We start from the raw sequence: 16399 nt of genomic DNA on the forward strand, positions 1-16399 counted from the left end.
GTACTGGTGGCGGGCTGGCCTGGTGGCGGGCTGGCCTGGTGGCGGGCTGGCCTGGTGGCGGGCTGGCCTGGTGGCGGGCTGGCCTGGTGGCGGGCTGGCCTGGTGGCGGGCTGATCTGGTGGCGGGCTGATCTGGTGGCGGGCTGGCCTGGCGGCGGGCTGGCCTGGCGGGGGCTGAGTTGGCGCGGCGGGTTTGGTGTACGGCTCGCCGGGATAGCCTCTCGCGGTGGATGTGCGGAGCGATCGGGTTGCCGGGGTACTGGTCGGTGCGGCGTGTGGGGACGCGTTGGGGGTGCCGTACGAGTTCGGCACCCGGGCGCTGGACGGCGAACCGCTGATGTTCGGCGGTGGGCTGGGTGACTACGCGCCGGGGGAATACAGCGACGACACCCAGATGGCGGTCTGCATCGCCGAGGTGGCGGCGACCGGTGCCGACCTGCGAGAGGCGCACGGGCTCGACCTGGTCGCCTCGAAGTTCCTGCGCTGGCGGGCCGAGGGCGCCACCGACATCGGGGTGCAGACCCGGCGGGTGCTCGACGCGGTCCGCGGCCGGGACACGGTCGGCTTGGGCGCGGCGATGACCCGGGCCGCCGCCGAGTTGCACGCCGAGACCGGGCGGTCGGCGGGCAACGGTTCGCTGATGCGGACCGGACCGGTCGCCCTCCGATACCTCGACGACCCGGCCGGGATGATGGAGGCGGCCCGGGCGGTCAGCGAGCTCACCCACCTCGATCCGCTGGCCGGCGAGGCGTGTGTGATCTGGTGCGAGGCGGTGCGCCAGGCCGTGCTGCACGGGACCTTCGACGGGGTACGGGCCGGTGTCGACCTGCTGCCGGCCGAGCGGCGGGCGCAGTGGTCCGGCTGGCTCGACGAAGCCGAGCGGCATGCCCCGGCGCATTTCCCGAACAACGGATTCGTGGTGACCGCGCTGCAGGCGGCCTGGTCAGCGATCGTCCGGACGCCCGAGGACGATCACTTCCGCCGGGCGGCGTCGGCGGCGGTCCACGCGGGCAACGACACCGACACGATCGCTGCCATCGCGGGGGCGTTGCTGGGCGCGCGCTGGGGCATGTCGGGTATTCCGCAGGAGTGGCTCAAGGTGGTGCATGGCTGGGACGGCTACCGCGCGTCCGAGCTGGCGCGGCTCGCCCTGCGCGTCGCGGGCTGACAACCTGCCGCCTGGGTGGCCCGATCTTCGTCTCTTCGGTCGATGTTCGCGCGGAAGGCCTGTCGGACGCACGATTTGTCCACAGGGCGTCGGCGGGAAGGGCGGCCGGTCGTTAGCGTGGGCGCATGTTCGACGGAGATGACCTGGACGCCGCGGAGCAACGGGTGGATGACTGGCAGGCCGGGCTGGAGCAGCGGGCGGCTGAGGCGCGTGAGATGGCGTCTCGGCTGGCCGAGTTGTCGGCTTCGGCGCGGAGTGAGGACAAGCTGGTCACGGTCACTGTGGACGCGACCGGGGTGACGGGGCTGGAGCTGGCCGAGGGCATCCGTAAGCAACCGGCGGCGGACACCGCGGCGGCCATTCTCGCCACGATCCGGGCGGCGCGGGGGAAGCTGACCGAAGCCGTGACGGTGGTCGCGGAGGAGACGGTCGGTGCCGACTCCGAGACCGGCCAGGCCGTGATCGCCTCGTATGCGAAGCGCAATGGCTGACCAGTTCGGGGTGCGGCCCGGTGACCTGGTGGCGCACGCCGCGACGGTGGAGGAGATCGCGGGGCGGGTCGACACGGCGGCACAGGCCGGTGCGGCCACGCGGGCGGGGAACGAGGCGTACGGGAAGCTCTGCGTGATGGTGCCCATGTTGCTCAACGTCTTGCAGGACAGGCTGGTCGACGGCATTGGGGCGGCGGCGGAGTCGTTGCGGGGCACCGGTTCGCGGTTGCGGGTGACGGCCGCCGACTACGAGGCTGCGGACGAGGACAACGCTTCAGGGGTGCGGTCGGCCGGCAGTTGATCGCGGTCGCTTCTGGCGGGGCAGGCTTTCGTGTCGGCCTGTGGTCTACGCGGATCGAGCGGCATCACTCGGCGTGGTTGTCATATGTAGCGTCTGAGAGCAATTTTTAAGTTTGTTTGCGTGACCGAATTTGATTGCCTTGGGGGTGATCTTGAGGAGTGCCATAGTGGGCTTGGAAATGCGCTGTGTCAGCAATACGACAGCGGGCTTGGTGATCGCCGGGGGGAGTGAAGGGTGGCGATGAAGGCTTGATCACCGTCCACTGTGGGTGATCGAGTGGGCGTGATCTTTGCGAGGTGGAAGCATTGTTGCAGCACAGAGTTGTGGTGGGGCTTTGTTTGCATGGTGGACACCGCTGTGAAATATGGGTGCGGTTGGATGAACCTCCTCGGAGGAATAGCGAAGCCGGCATGCAACTTGCATGTGCGGTTCGCCGTGCAAGTTGCATGTTTCGCGAGCTCCGAGCGCTGCTGGTCCAGTGTCGCAACAGCGGATTGAGCGATCGACTGGATTTCATTCATGGGCGTTTTTGGGAAGCGTGAACTTCCCTCTTCCAGTCGATCACCGGAGGTGGAACTCTTCTAGCCAGCAGTAGCGCCAGCGACACGGACGGTGGTGGTGCGGAATGCGTCCAGACGTTCTGGTCGGTCCGAGCGAGTGGGTGGTCGAGCAGTTCGGTGACAAGGTCGCCGCTGAGCTTTGGACCCGGGTTCCCGAGGCGTTGAGCACGGCGATCGACCGTGAAGTGAACGCTCACCCCCACACCACGCAGACCACGGAACGAATCCTCGGCAACCCCCGTTGGCCGCTCCCGTACGAGGAACTCGTACTTTTCCTCGGCACCCTGCCGGGAGCAGAGATCATCAGCGTTCCCAAGTCGGTCTATCAGCTCGTGGTGATCAACGGACATGTCGTGGTGCCGTGGTGCTACGGCCAGTCGGCCCGGGAGTCGATGCGCGACGCTGAGGTCGGGCGTTCGTTCGGCCGGCTCGCCCGCGAGCTTCTCCGCCGCTTCGGGCCGCCGTGGCGTCGGCCGCCGGCCGAGACGCCGCTGCCACTCGACGCGGTCGACGAGCGTGAGGTGGCCAAGATCTGCGCGGCCATCGCCGGGATCGAGCCCAAGCCCGAGGTGGTGATCGCCGGCTACGCCGGAGCGCCGCACCTGGGTCTGCTTCGCGCCTGCCTCGGCGAGGTCAAGTCCACCGACAACGGCGTCCTCAACTGGAGCCACCTCGACGACCTCCCGCTGCCCCCGCCGGTCATCCCGCGCCCCCGCCGCATGCAGTTCCCGTGACAACGACCGCGGGCCGGTGAGGCCGCGGACGAAAGGGATCAACGCACCCCAGACGCTGCGGCGACTGGGGTGCGCGGCCAAGGGGCAAAGGGTGTCCCGCGCAGGAGATGACCGCCGGGGTGGGGATTTCAAGCCCCGGCCCCGCGAGACAGCCGTGAGGCCCCGCGCGAGACAGCCGTGAGGCCCCGCGAGATAGCCGTGAGGCCCCGCGCGAGACAGCCGTGAGGCCCCGCGAGACAGCCGCGAGACAGCCGTGGGGTAGGAGTGCGTGGGCCAAGAAGGCGGCCGGGCGCGCGGACCAGAGGAGCGAGCCCGCGGTGGGGGTCCGCAGGCTGAGGAGACCGCCGCGGGCAGGAATGTCGGCCCTCACGCACACCGTGAATCCGCCTATGGTTCAGGCGTGAGTGAGCAGGCGATTGACTACGACCGCATGGCCGAGGGTTTCGACACCGTTCTTCCGCTCATGCGGCCGGTGGCCGAGCGGCTGATCGAGCGGACGCCGGGGCTGGTGCCGGGGGCGTTCGTGCTGGACGTCGCCTCGGGGACCGGGGAACCGGGCCTCACACTGGCCGAACGGCATCCGGGGGTACGGCTGCTGGGGATCGACACGTCGGAAGTGTTCGTCGGCATCGCCCGGCGGAAGGCGGCCCAGCGCGGGCTGGCCGAAGCCGACGTCCGGTACGCGGTCATGAACGCCGAGCGGCTCGAACTCGACGACGACAGCGTGGACGTGGTCGTTTCCCGGTTCGGGATGCTGTCGTTCAGCGACCCGCGGGCCGAAGTGCGGGAGGCGGCCCGGGTGCTGCGGCCGGGCGGGACGATCAGCATCGCCACCTGGGACGTGGGCAGCGCCAACACCCTCACGCACGCGGCGATGACCGCCCTCGGCGATCTTTTGCCGGCGTTGTTCGCGGGGTTCGCCGAGCGGCTGGAGCAGTATGCGACGCCGGGCCTGCGGGAGTCGTGGCTCGTCGAGGGCGGCCTGCACGACGTGACCACCGAGCTCTTCGGCTGGCAGGTCGATTTCCCGGACGAGGACGCGTTGTGGCGGCTGGTGTCGGGGCCGGCGATGCTCGGCGCCGTGCTCGGCCAGATCGACGACCGCCCTCCCGGCGAGCCTGAGCGAAACGAAACAGTTTCGTTCACCATGGCGACGGTGCGGGCGGCGTTCGGCGATCAGGTGTCCGGTCACCGGCAGCCCGACGGCTCCTACCGGATCCCCTACGCCTGCCGAATGCTGTCAGCGACGGCATAGCACGCGGTGTGACCGCGAACGACCGTGGCGTTGAGTCCATAGAGATCAGTCGATATACTCCAACTCTGAAACGATTCAGAGGGAGCCGTCATGCGAGCTGTGGTCGCGATGCTGATGGTGGTCACCCTGTCGCCCCCAGCCCACTCGGCACCCCAGGATCCGGGCTGGGGCGCCGCGCAGTGGATCGCGCCGGATCAGGGGGCCGCCCGCACGTGGCGTGACTTCAGCCTCGACGCCGACTTCACGATCCGCAGCGGTGCCGCCTCCTTCCTGTTCCGCGCGGCCGACCCCGCCACCTTCTACCTGTGGCAGATCAACGCGGCCAGCACGCCGGGCCGGGTCATGCTGCGGCCGCACACCAGCATCGGCGGCCGGTTCACCAACCTCGCCGAGGTCGACCTGGCCCCGGTCCTCACCCCGGCCAACGTCACCGACCGGCACCACTTCCGGGTGGAGGCCAACGGCGGCACGTTCCGCACCTGGGTCGACGGGGTTCAGGTGGACAGCCGGACCGACACCGCGATCCCGGGGGCGGGGACGATCGGCCTCCGTGCGTCGGTCACGGCCGGGGTCGAGGAACGCGCCGACTACGACAACCTGGTGGTACGCGATCCCGGCGGCGTTCAGCGGTTCGCCGACGACGTCGCCACCGACCCTGACCCGAACTTTCCCCGGACGCCGGTGGCCGACGGGCAGCTGCGTCCGGGCGACGGCGTCACGCTGCTCTCCGGTGCGGCGGGCGCGCCGGTGCTGCGGCACGAGTTCACGCTGGATCGCGACGTGGCCCGCGCCCGCGCGTACACCTACGGGCTTGGTCTGTCCGAGCTGCACCTCAACGGCCGTAAGGTCGGCGACCGCGTCCTCACCCCGACGGCCGGCGACTACTCGCGGTGGAACTACTACAACAGCTACGACGTCACCGCGGAGCTGCGGCGGGGCGCCAACGCGGTCGGGCTGTGGCTCGGCAACGGCTACAACGCGCGCTACAGCCAGTACGCCTTCCGCTATCTCGGCCCCAAGAAGGCGATCATGCTGCTGCGGGTGACCTTCACCGACGGGTCGACCCGCGACATCACCACCGGCCCGGACGGCTGGACCTGGAACACCGACGCCATCGTGGCCGACGACCTGTACGACGGCGAATCGTACGACGCGCGCCTGCACCGGCCCTGGGACGAGCCCGGATTCGACGAGGCGGGCTGGGCGCCGGTCGAGCCCGCCACCGCGCCCGGCGGAACCCTGACGACCAGCCCGATCCCGCCGACCCGGGTGGTCGCGACGATCAGGCCCGTCCGGCTCACCCAGCCGCGGCCCGGCGTTCACGTCTTCGACCTCGGCCAGAACATCGCCGGGTGGGAACGGTTGCGGGTGCGCGGTGCGCGCGGTGATCAGGTTCGGATGCGTACGGCCGAAGAGCTCGGTCCTGACGGCATGCTCGACACCGTCACCAACCGGGCGGCCCGGTCGACCGACACGTACACGCTGGCCGGCGCCGGCGACGAGACCTACGAACCGCGGTTCACCTACCACGGCTTCCGCTACGTCGAGGTCACCGGTTTCCCCGGCACACCGACCCTGGACAGCCTGGACGGCCGCGTGGTGCACGCCGACGTCACGTCGATCGGCAGCTTCGCGTCGAGCAACCCGATGCTCGACCAGATCTGGCGAATGAACCGCTGGGCGATCCTGAACAACTCGATGTCCACCCCGACCGACACCCCGGTCCGCGACGAGCGCACCCCACCGGCGATGGACGTGCAGGCCTACGCCGACGCGGCCACCCGCGAGTTCGACATGGACGCCTTCTACGCCAAGTACCTGCGCGACCTGCCGCCGGGCACCGCGCTGCCGACCGACGAGGTCAAGGCCCAGTACCCCGACATGGCCGGCGGTCAGGTCTCGCTGCCCTGGACCCTGTACGAGCAGTACGGCGACCGGGCCACGCTGGCCGAGCACTACCCGGCGATGAAGGCGTTCGTGGAGCGCAACGCCACCGACGTCCCCGGGCTGATCTGGCCGGCCGACCAGGGCTTCGGCGACTGGTGCCCGCCGGTGCACGGGCCGGCCGCGAACGGCGGGATGGGCAGCCCGTCGGCCGGCGACTGCTTCAGCGAGGTGTCGCTGGTGAACACCGCGTTGTGGTTCAAGCAGACCGAGAACACGGCCAAGGCGGCGCGGGCGCTCGGGTTCGCGGCCGACGGCGTACACCTCGAAGGTCTTGCCACCGCGATCAAGAACGCCTTCAACGACCACTTCCTGAACGCGGCCGGCGACACCTACGGCAGCGGCCGGCAGACCACCAGCGTGCTGCCGCTGGCCTTCGGCCTGGTCCCGCCGGCCCGTCGCCAGGCCGTGGGGGACCGGCTGGTCCGCACGATCCTGGCCGACAACGACGGCCATCTCGACACCGGGATCTTCGGCACGCGGTACCTGGTCGACGCGCTCGCCGCGGTGGGCCGCATCGATGTGGCCCTGACCGTGCTGAACCAGACGACCTACCCCGGGTTCGGCTTCGAGATCGCGCACGGCGCCACCACCCCGTGGGAGCAGTGGACCTACGCGGCGTCGATGCTGACCCACGACCACGCCATGTTCGCCGGTGTCAACGCCGCCCTCTACACCCAGCTGGCCGGGATCACGCCCGCCGAGCCCGGCTACCGCCGGATCATGATCGCCCCGCAGATCCCGGCCGGCCTCGATCACGTCGCCGCCACCCAGCGCACGGCCCGGGGCCCGGTGTCGGCACAGTGGACCCGTGCGGCCGGCTCGTTGACCTTGACAGTACGCATCCCGCCGACCGCCACCGCGACCGTCCGCGTGCCCCTGCTCGGCGCGGCCCGGGTCGTCGCCCCACCCGGTGCACGCCTGCTCCGCACGACCACCAGGCAGATGGTGTACGCGGTGCCGGCCGGCCGGTGGACCTTCCGCACCCGCTGATCTCTGCGGCAATCGGCCGCTGTGGCATATGTGGTGACCGGCGGCGGCCGCTCGGCCGTCGGCCGCGACCCGGAGGAACTGGACCCCGGCGATCCACCAGACGCGGCCTAGTCCGGACGCGGGCCGGTGCAGACGAAGGCACCCATGACGATCGGGCTGGTCACGCTGCCGCCGGCACGGGCGGCCCAGTCGGCTGCCACGTCGGCCGCGGCCGCGCCGAGATCGCCGTCGACCTGCTCGGCAGCGGCCTGGAAACGCCCGGTGGTGCGGTGGGCGGCGACCAGATCCGCGGCCGTCGCGAACACCTGCTCGGCGCGGAAGGTGTGCAGCCGGACCTGGTCGTACGACCGGCGCAGCACCTCTTCGCCGTTGCGCAGGGAGAACGCCGACGGGCCGGCCGGCTCGGTCGCGACTCCCAGGCGTTGCTGGGCCGCGACGTGGAGGTCGACGACGGCGACCGGGATGTCGTCGGCGTTGGTGGTAGCCACCAGGGTTCCCGCCGGGCTGGTCACCCGGGCGAGTTCGCGCACCCCCAGGTCGATGTCGGGCAGGTGGTAGAGGACGTGATTGGCCAGGACCAGGTCGAAGCGGCCGGCCGTGAACGGCAGCGCCTGGATGTCGGCCACGCACCTCTTGACCGGGGAACCGATCGCCCGGAGCATGCCCGGGAAGAGGTCGGTGGCGACGACCCGGCCGGCGACCCGCCCAGCGACCGGGACGGTGAACCGGCCGACCCCGGCGCCCGCGTCGAGCACCTCACGGACCCCGTCGAAGGAGACCCGGTCGAGCACCCAGCCGACGAAGTTCGCCGCCGCGTAGGTCTGCTGCCGGGCGCCTAGCAGCGACGGATCCGCGTAGAAGGTCCGCAGGTTCTCCGGCGACGTCTCGCTGGTCAAGGCATCAGCCTCGCACATGCTCGACCTCGGCCGGGCGGGGGTCGGATAGCCTCGGTGGAATGGAGTCGCCGGAGGTGATCAGGGATCGAGCCGTCTCGGTCGCCGACTACCTGCTCGCCGTGCGTGCCTCGATGGAGCGTCCGGCTCGGGTCGTCCCGGGTGACACGATCTGGACCGACGGCCTGCCGGGTCTGGTCGAGACCGGACCGGCCGAGGGCACGTCGTCCTGGCTGCGCGTCGGTCTGCCCGCCGCGCCGGGACCGGTCGAGGTGCCGGCCGAGCTGCGGGACAGCTTCGAGCGCAACGACGCCGACGACGTGTTGCTGGAGCGGTGGAAGGACGAGCACTGGCGGCCGTGGCGGGAGGCTACGGCCGCGGTCGAGCGGGCGCGCGTACTGCATCGGCGGCTTTTCGATCTCATGCACCTGCTGGACATGAGCGCGGCCACCACCGAGCTGGTGTGGGGGCACGGCGTCCTGGAGACCGTGATCGGCGATCAGAAGGTGCGGTACCCGCTGGTCGCCACGCCGGTGATGATCGAGTACGAACCGGACCGGTCGCTGATCAGCGTGTCGCCGGCCGGGCCGAGCCGGTTGCAGACCGACGCGCTCACCGGCACCGACGACCGCTACCTGGCGCAGCTGCTCGCCGTGGCCGGGCCGGGCGGCATCGTCGACACCGACCTGTGGAACGACCTCGACCGCCGCGAGCTGTTCGAGCGGGCGATGGGCCGGCTCGGGTACGACAAGCGGGTCGACGGCCCGGAGGGTACGACCCGGATCGCCGACACCGGCGTGATCTTCGCCCGCCCCAAGCAGCGGCAGCTCCGCGGCTTCCTGGAGAACCTGCGCGAGCGGCTGCGCCACGGCGGGAGCCCGGGCTCGCTGGCCGCGATCGTCGCGCACGAGCCGTCCAAGCTGGTCCTGCCGGACGACCGGCCCGAGGACTGGACGCGGGTGGGTGAACGGCTGCTCATGCCGTTGCCGACCAACGAGGCGCAGGAGTCGATCGCGCGGCGGCTCGCCCAGCACCGCAACGTCGCCGTTCAGGGGCCGCCGGGCACCGGCAAGACGCACACCATCCGCAACCTGATCTGCCATCTGATGGCCAACGGCAAGCGGGTGCTGGTGGTGGCCCAGAAGGAGGATCCGCTGCGAGTGCTCCGCGACGGGCTCCCCGAGGGCATCCGGGCGCTCTGCCTGGCCGTGCTCGGGCGTACCACCGATCAGCTGGTGCAGTTGCAGCTGGCCGCCCGCGAGCTCTCCGACCGGGCCGCCACGCTGGACAAACGGGCCGAGGCGGCCCGGGTCGAGCGGCTCAACGAGCGGCTCGAGGCGGCCGAGGCCGACCTGGCGCAGACGATCGGCCGGTTGCGCGCGATCGCCGAGAGCGAGGCGGCGACCTATCCGATCGACGGTGCCCAGCTGTCGCCGGCCGAGGTGGGCGCCTGGCTGCGGCAGCGGGCGCCGGCCGACGGCGGCATCCCGGACCCGGTCGTGGCCGATCCGCCGCTGAACGCCGACGACTTCGGCACGCTGCTGGAGCTGGCCGACCGGCTCGACGCCCGGGACCGGACGGCGGCCATGCGTCCGCTGCCCGATCCGGCCGAGTTGCCGCCGGCCGAGCGGGCCCGGGACGAGCGGGCCCGGCGCGACGAGGCCTGGGAGCGGGTTCAGGATCTGGAGGATCAAGGGCTCGACCCCGACGTGGTACGCGAGCACGGGCGCGACGCGTACGCCGATCTGGGCAACGACCTGCACGAAGCCGTCCAGTGGCTGCGCCGCCGGGAGGGCGAGTGGACCGGCCGCCTCGGCCGCCTGCTCGACGACCCGCATTGGCAGCGCCTCTGGTCCGACCACGTGGCCGCCACCTCGGCCCTGCTCGCCGAGTTGGCCGAGCTGTCCCGAGGCCTGGCCGGGCACCGGGTGACCGCGCAGGTCGCCGCGCCCAAGCAGCTGCTGTCCCAGCTGGCCGAGCTGCGGCAACGGTTCGCGACCGGGCGCGGTGTCAGCCGGCTGATGCAACCGGCCCTGCACAAGCTGGCCAACGAGACGGTGCGGGTGGACGACGAGCCGTTGCGCACCGCCGACGATGTGGACGTCGCGATCAACCATGTGCGGCGGTCGCAGACCCGGCGGCGGCTGGCCGACCACTGGTCGGAGTGGATCGAGCGGCTCGGCATCCCGCAGCCGGGCACCGACGCCGAGGCGTGGGCGGGGCCGCTGGTCGCCGACGCGGCGCAGTCGCTCGACTGGGACACCAAGCACTGGCCCGATCTGTCGGCGCGGCTGCGTCTGCTCGTACCCCAGCAGGAACTCGACCGTGACGCCGAACGTCTGGCTGCCGTCGAGAGCCTGCTCACCGCCGGGACCGCGGTCTTTGATCTGGACGAACTGGACCAGCGGCAGGCGGCCACCGCGGCCATGGTCGAGAAGTGGCCGGAGTTGACGCGGCGGTGGCGGACGCTGGACGGCTGGGACGAGGCGGTCGCCGAGACGCGGCGGTTGCGGGGCCTGCGGCCGGCCGTCGAGCAGTACATCTTGCTGCGTAACCGGCTGGCCGGCGCGGCGCCCGAGTGGGCCGACATGATCGAGGCCGGTGAGGTGCCGGCGGTGTCCGGCGACGCGTGCCTGCGGGCGTGGGCGTGGCGGCGGGCGCAGACCTGGTTCGACGAAGTGGCCGGCAGCGTGGACCCGGCCGTGCTGGGCCGTCGGGTGGAGGTGGCGCGGGAACGGATCCGCGGCCTGACCGGCGAACTGGTCGTCGCCTCGGCCTGGCTGGAGGTGTCGCGGGCGCTCGACGACCGGCGCCGCGCGGCCTTGGCCGACTGGACCACGGCCCTTCGCAAGATCGGTAAGGGTACGGGCCGGACCGCCGCGGCGTGGCAGGCGCACGCGCAACGGGCCATGGAATCGGCGGTGGAGGCCGTACCCGTCTGGGTCATGTCGGTCGACCGGGCGATCGAGCAGTTCGCCGGGGGAGCCCACTTCGACGTGGTCATCGTCGACGAGGCGTCGCAGGCCGATCTCTTCGCGCTGCCGGTGCTGGCGCTGGCCGAGCGGGCCGTCGTGGTCGGTGACGATCAGCAGATCGGGCCGCAGCTCGGCTTCGTCGGCTCGGTGACCGGGCTGATCCACAGCCATTTGCGCCATGTCGCAAATTCGCCTCGCGGAGACGCCGAATCGCATGAGAATTTGCGACAAGGCGTGAAGGACGTGCCGTCGGCCGAGCATTTCGACCCGGAATCGTCGCTGTACGACCATGCCGTGCGCCGCTCGCCCGAGCGCATCCTGCTGACCGAGCACTTCCGCTGCGTACCCCAGATCATCGAATTTTCCTCGCGCCACTACTACGACGGCAAGATCATGCCGTTGCGGGCCGACCGGCCGTCACTCGCGCCGTTGAAGAAGATCCTCGTGGAGGGTCAACGGCAGACCCTCGCGCCGTACGGCGAAGTCAACCTGGCCGAGGCCGAGGCGCTGGTCGGGCAGGTCGCCGCGATCGTCGCCGACCCGGCCTACCGGGGGAAGACGCTCGGCGTGATCAGCCTGCTGTCGACCAGCGGGCAGGCGGCGCTGCTGCTGGAACGGCTGCGCGAGGCGATCGGCGAGGACGAGATGGAGGCGCGGCGGCTGCGGGTCGGCGACGCGTACACGTTCCAGGGCGACGAGCGGGACGTGGTGCTGGTTTCGATGGTGGTGTCGGCCAAGGACGGGCGGGTGGCCGCGTTCACCCGGCGCGAATACCACCGGCGGATCAACGTCGCGGCGTCCCGGGCCCGGGACCAGCTCTGGATCTACCACTCGGTGCAGGCGTCGCAGTTGGTCGCCGACGACGCCCGGGCGTTGCTGCTCAACTACGAGCCATCCGGGTCCGCTCTGGAAACGGCTCCGGAGAACGACTTCGAACGGGACGTGTACCGGCGGCTGACCGAGCGTGGCTACCGGCCGACGCCGCAGTTCCGGATCGGGGCGTACCGGATCGACTTCGTCCTGAACGCCCCGGACGGGCGGCGGCTGGCCATCGAGTGTGACGGCGACTCGTACCAGGGTCCGGAGCAGTGGGAGAGCGACATGCGCCGGCAGGCTGTGCTGGAGCGGGTCGGCAACTGTGTCTTCGTCCGGATCCGGGGCAGCATCTTCGCCCGCGAGCCGGACGCGGCCATGCGCCCGGTCTGGCAGCGCATGGCCGATCTCGACATCAGCCCTTTCGCCGACCCGGACGTGAGTCCCGCCGGCGACCCGGACGTCAGTCCTGACCCTGGTCCAGCCGCGCCTTGAGCCGGCTGTACTCGGCCAGCAGGGTCAGCAGCGCCGGGCCGTCGACCAGTTCGAGCGGGCGGGCGGCCGCGACCTCGAGCGCCTCGGGGTCGTAACCGCTGGTGGCGACCAGGATGCCCTTGGTCGCGCCGGTCGCTGTCACCTCCTCGTCCACGGTCCGCACTACTGACGCGTCGGCCGGGACGCCTCTGGTCGCGTACACCACGATCTTGCCGCCGAAGACCGGCCGCGGGTCGGTCGCGACCCACCACCGCGACCCCGCACCCGCCTCGCGCCCGGCCGGGCCCATCTCCAGGCCCATGTTGCCGAAGAGGTCGGTCAGGGCCTGCTCGAACTCGGTGTCGGTCATGGCCAGCAGGTTGGGCCGGTGGTCGAGCTCGGCCAGCACGTTGAACTCGCCGGTCAGGTCCTGGTCGGCTTCGCGGTCGAAGTCGACAACCGGGGTGACGCCGTCGAGCGCGTCCGGTGACTCGGACAGACCCGCCCGCAGGTGCCTCAGGCAGGCCACCGGGTCGACCCGGCGCAGCTTGATCGGGGCGAAGACCTCCCGTTCGGTACGCAGCGAGACCAGGCACGGCCGCACGAACGCGCCGGTACGCCGGTCGATCGTGTCCACGATGCCGTTGAACGACACCTTCTGAACCAGCCCGCCCCGGTCGGCTTCGACGATCTCGTGCACGGTACGCAGCGTCACCTGCGCGATGATCTCGGTGTAGCGGCGGCGGATCTCGGCCTCGTCGCGCGGGATCGCTGTCACGTCGTCGCGGACCCGGTCGTAGCGGTACTCCTTGACCACCGGGATCACCTCGACCGGGGGAAGGTGGTACTCGACCAGCAGATGCTTCTGTTTCGGCAGGTAGGCGAGGCGGAAGTGCTGTGGGAAGTCGTCCGGGTAGACCGAGTTGCCGAGCACCATGGCGAAGTACTCGACCACGCTGGCCGGGTCAGCGTTGGCCACCGCCTCGGCGAACCGGTCGACCTCGGCGTTGTATCCGGCGATCCGGGCCTCGTACTGTTTGGTCTTCTCCTGGTACGCGCGCTCGCGTTCCGCCAGCTGCCGGCGGCGCCTGGTCTCGGCCTCGGCCCACCGCTCCCGGGCCTGTTCGTACGCCTGACGAGCGTTGGCCGTGTGCTGCTGGTGCAGCTTCTCGCCGCCGAGCACCTTGCCGATCCGCCGCGGCTCGGGCGGAGCGTAACTGTCCCATGACGGTTCGGGGTGGGGGCGGCCGAGCGGACCCGGGTCGAACGGCGGCACCCGCACCGGCTTCTTGAACCTGTGCAGGTCGATGTGATCGTCCACGTCCAGGGTGGACAGCAGGAGCGCGTCCAGGCCGGCGAGGCGGGCGCGCAGGTCGGCGTTCAGTGACGCGGCGTCCGCGCCGCGTGCCTCCGCGTACAGGCGACGGCGTTCCCGCTGTCTCTCGGCGTCCCTGGCCGCGTGTTGCGCGGCCGCCACGGCCGCGTCGTGGTTGCGGTGGATGAGTTCGCGTTGCTGCGCGGCGGCCGAGCTCGCCCGCTGATGTGCGGCGGTTCGGGTGGCGTAGTCGCGCTGCATGTCACGGATGATGCCCACGGTCTCGACCCTATCTCCCGGTCACTTTCCGTTCATCGGGCGGCGCCCAGCGTGGTGGTGTAGCGCTCGGTTCTGCGATCGGCACACGTTGTGACTGTCCGTCATGGATCCGACGTTAGACCGAGACCTGCGACACACGGTGTGGTGGTCATCCGATCGGCTAAATTGGGCCCTCGATCGGCCGAGAACCCGCAGATCATTGTTTTGTTGGGTGATCCGCGAAAACATTGGCGGCGATGAGCCCTGTCAACCCGTGCCGTGACGGGTCGTAATAGGTGAGGGGCAACGGTACACACCGGCGGAGGGGGCGAAGCGGGCACATGGCGGCTCCAGACAACCGCGTGCCACGTCCACGGCCGGTGCCCGAGACCCGCAACCGGGCGAGGAAATCAGCCCCGATGGACTCCTGGTTCACCTACGACGCCGCCACCGACACCGTGGTCTGGTCCGAGGGACTCAGCGGCATGGTCGGCCGCTCCCTCGACGCGACCGAGGTCAGCCGGCAGGTGCTGGCCCGCTACGTACACCGCGAAGACCAGGCCGCCGCGCTCAGCGCGATCACCCAGGTGTGGAGCTCGCGCGAGGTCGTGCACGCCACGGTCCGGCTGGTCCGGGCCGACGGCAGCTGGTTCGACGTGGACTGCCGGCTCGAACCGGTGCCCGGCCCCGACGGCGTGGTCCGCGGCCTGCGCGGCACCATCACCGACGTCTCGGCCCGGGAACGGGCCCGCCGCGAGGTGGCCCGACTGGCCCGGCGCGGCGAGACCGTACAGCAGACGGTGGCCGATCCCGACCCCGCCACCGGCCTGCTGACCAGGGCCGGGTTCGCCGACGAACTCGACCGGGCGCTGCGCCGGGGTGGGGGAGCGGTGCTGGTCGTCCGAGTCGAACCGGACCGCGAAACGGATGGGCCACTGCGGCCCGAACGCAACGCCGACCTGCTGCACCGGGCTGCTCGCGTACTCGAAGGGGTGGTTCGCCCGGCCGACCTCCTCGGCCGCGTCGGCCCCAGCGAGATCGGTGTGCTCCTGGCCGGCGCGTCCTGGCCCCTGGCCCGGCGGCAGGCCGACCTCTTCGTCGAGTCGCTCCGCGCCCACCCGTTCGTGCTGCCCGACGCCTGGTCCCGGGCCCGCGCCTGGGCCGGCCTGGTCCGCTTCCAGCCCGGCGGCGACACCGGCAGCCACGACCTGCTGATCGACGCCGAGCAGGCCTGGCGGCAGGCCCGGCACGCCGACCGGCCGCTCACCCAGGTGCCCCATCCGGTGCCGGCCCGCGACCGCCAGGGCTCCTACCGCGAACGGGTCGCCGACGCGCTCGGCACCGACCGCTTCACCCTCTACTCCCAGCCCATCCTCGACCTGCAGAGCAACCAGGTCGTCCGGCACGAGCTGCTGCTGCGCATCCTCGACGAGCACGACGGCCCGCAGTCGCCCAGCCAGGTGCTCGAGGTCGCCGAGCGGCTCGACGCGATCTTCGACATCGACCTGTGGGTGGTCGAGCGGGCGATGCAGCTGGCCGCGGCCAACCACGACCTCAACCTGCAGATCAACCTGTCCGGCCGGTCGGTCGGCGACCCGCGCCTGACCGGCGAGGTGGAACGCCTCATCAAGCGCTACGACGTCAACGCCGAGCAGCTCACCTTCGAGATCACCGAGACGGCGCTGATCGGCAACCTGTCGGAGGCCCGGCACTTCGCCGACCGGATCCGCGACCTCGGCTGCGAGCTCGCCTTGGACGACTTCGGCTCCGGGTACGCGTCGTTCCGCTACCTGCGGATCTTCCCGATCGACCTGGTCAAGATCGACGGGGAGTACGTGGTCCGGCTGGTGCAGAACCAGCAGGACCAGGTGCTGGTGCGGGCTCTGGTGCAGGTCTGCCAGGCGTACGGGATCCACACGGTCGCCGAGTTCGTGCAGGACGAGGAGACGCTGCGGCTGCTGCGGGAGCTCGGGGTCGACTTCGTGCAGGGCTACCACGTGGGCAAACCGTCACCGGTCGAGCCCGCCCGCCTCCGCCGCTCCTGACCCTTTCCCGCTTCCCGCGCTTGCCGCTTGCCGCGCTGCCGCTTGCCGCGGTTGCCGCTTCCCGCGCTTCCCCTGCTTCGCTTCGCGCTGCCCTCGCGCGGCTCCTCCTTCGCTTCCCTCTCCTACCGCTTCTCCCTTCTCGGACTGGGGTTCTTCCGGGGTCGGTTTGGGGTATGCGTGG

The 16399-nt window shown here is 71.1% G+C and carries 10 protein-coding genes; 8 read left to right on the forward strand and 2 right to left on the reverse strand.

The genetic code is table 11. The features are described from left to right. Positions 1-225: 225 nt before the first annotated feature. The 6 genes from ACGFIO_RS32285 to ACGFIO_RS32310 all read left to right on the forward strand — a co-directional run bounded on the left by ACGFIO_RS32285 (position 226) and on the right by ACGFIO_RS32310 (position 7445). Positions 226-1167, forward strand: a complete 942-nt coding sequence (locus ACGFIO_RS32285; RefSeq protein WP_392831952.1) for an ADP-ribosylglycohydrolase family protein — start codon at positions 226-228, stop codon at positions 1165-1167. 125 nt (positions 1168-1292) lie between these two features. Continuing rightward, positions 1293-1658 carry a YbaB/EbfC family nucleoid-associated protein gene (locus ACGFIO_RS32290; protein WP_392831955.1) on the forward strand — a complete coding sequence of 122 codons (366 nt, stop codon included), beginning with the start codon at positions 1293-1295 and terminating at the stop codon, positions 1656-1658. Further along, the gene (locus ACGFIO_RS32295; protein WP_392831958.1) at positions 1651-1959 is read left to right on the forward strand and encodes a type VII secretion target; all 309 of its coding nucleotides are present in this window, start codon (positions 1651-1653) and stop codon (positions 1957-1959) included. Before ACGFIO_RS32290 ends, ACGFIO_RS32295 begins: the two co-directional genes overlap by 8 nt. A gap of 625 nt (positions 1960-2584) precedes the next feature. Next, a complete protein-coding gene (locus ACGFIO_RS32300; RefSeq protein ID WP_392831960.1) occupies positions 2585-3253 on the forward strand; it encodes a hypothetical protein in 669 nt (222 codons plus the stop codon). Between the two features lie 400 nt (positions 3254-3653). Then, positions 3654-4508, forward strand: a complete 855-nt coding sequence (locus ACGFIO_RS32305; protein ID WP_392831963.1) for a class I SAM-dependent methyltransferase — start codon at positions 3654-3656, stop codon at positions 4506-4508. Between the two features lie 90 nt (positions 4509-4598). Beyond that, on the forward strand, positions 4599-7445 hold the full coding sequence (locus ACGFIO_RS32310; RefSeq protein ID WP_392831966.1) for a family 78 glycoside hydrolase catalytic domain: 2847 nt from the start codon (positions 4599-4601) through the stop codon (positions 7443-7445). Between the two features lie 107 nt (positions 7446-7552). Here ACGFIO_RS32310 and ACGFIO_RS32315 read toward each other — a convergent pair whose 3' ends face one another. Continuing rightward, positions 7553-8341, reverse strand: a complete 789-nt coding sequence (locus ACGFIO_RS32315) for a methyltransferase domain-containing protein (RefSeq protein WP_392831967.1) — start codon at positions 8339-8341, stop codon at positions 7553-7555. Between the two features lie 59 nt (positions 8342-8400). Here ACGFIO_RS32315 and ACGFIO_RS32320 point away from each other — a divergent pair, with 59 nt between their 5' ends. Continuing rightward, the gene (locus tag ACGFIO_RS32320; protein ID WP_392831969.1) at positions 8401-12621 is read left to right on the forward strand and encodes an AAA domain-containing protein; all 4221 of its coding nucleotides are present in this window, start codon (positions 8401-8403) and stop codon (positions 12619-12621) included. Here the strand turns inward: ACGFIO_RS32320 and ACGFIO_RS32325 are convergent. Continuing rightward, a complete protein-coding gene (locus ACGFIO_RS32325; RefSeq protein ID WP_392831971.1) occupies positions 12590-14194 on the reverse strand; it encodes a restriction endonuclease in 1605 nt (534 codons plus the stop codon). The two genes, ACGFIO_RS32320 and ACGFIO_RS32325, sit on opposite strands and share 32 nt — an antisense overlap. A gap of 398 nt (positions 14195-14592) precedes the next feature. Between ACGFIO_RS32325 and ACGFIO_RS32330 the strand changes: the two genes are divergently transcribed. Further along, positions 14593-16218: an EAL domain-containing protein gene (locus ACGFIO_RS32330; RefSeq protein ID WP_392831973.1), complete on the forward strand. Its 1626-nt coding sequence runs from the start codon at positions 14593-14595 to the stop codon at positions 16216-16218. The last annotated feature ends 181 nt before the right edge of the window (positions 16219-16399 follow it).

The organism is Actinoplanes sp. NPDC049265, assembly GCF_043197135.1.
Classification (GTDB): Bacteria; Actinomycetota; Actinomycetes; order Mycobacteriales; family Micromonosporaceae; genus Actinoplanes.

Bases quoted from the DNA above. Each gene is read 5' to 3' on its own strand.
- ACGFIO_RS32290 (WP_392831955.1), top strand. From the start codon at position 1,293: ATGTTCGACGGAGATGACCTGGACGCCGCGGAGCAACGGGTGGATGAC.
- ACGFIO_RS32330 (WP_392831973.1), top strand. From the start codon at position 14,593: ATGGACTCCTGGTTCACCTACGACGCCGCCACCGACACCGTGGTCTGG.
- ACGFIO_RS32320 (WP_392831969.1), top strand. From the start codon at position 8,401: ATGGAGTCGCCGGAGGTGATCAGGGATCGAGCCGTCTCGGTCGCCGAC.
- ACGFIO_RS32295 (WP_392831958.1), top strand. From the start codon at position 1,651: ATGGCTGACCAGTTCGGGGTGCGGCCCGGTGACCTGGTGGCGCACGCC.
- ACGFIO_RS32310 (WP_392831966.1), top strand. From the start codon at position 4,599: ATGCGAGCTGTGGTCGCGATGCTGATGGTGGTCACCCTGTCGCCCCCA.
- ACGFIO_RS32300 (WP_392831960.1), top strand. From the start codon at position 2,585: ATGCGTCCAGACGTTCTGGTCGGTCCGAGCGAGTGGGTGGTCGAGCAG.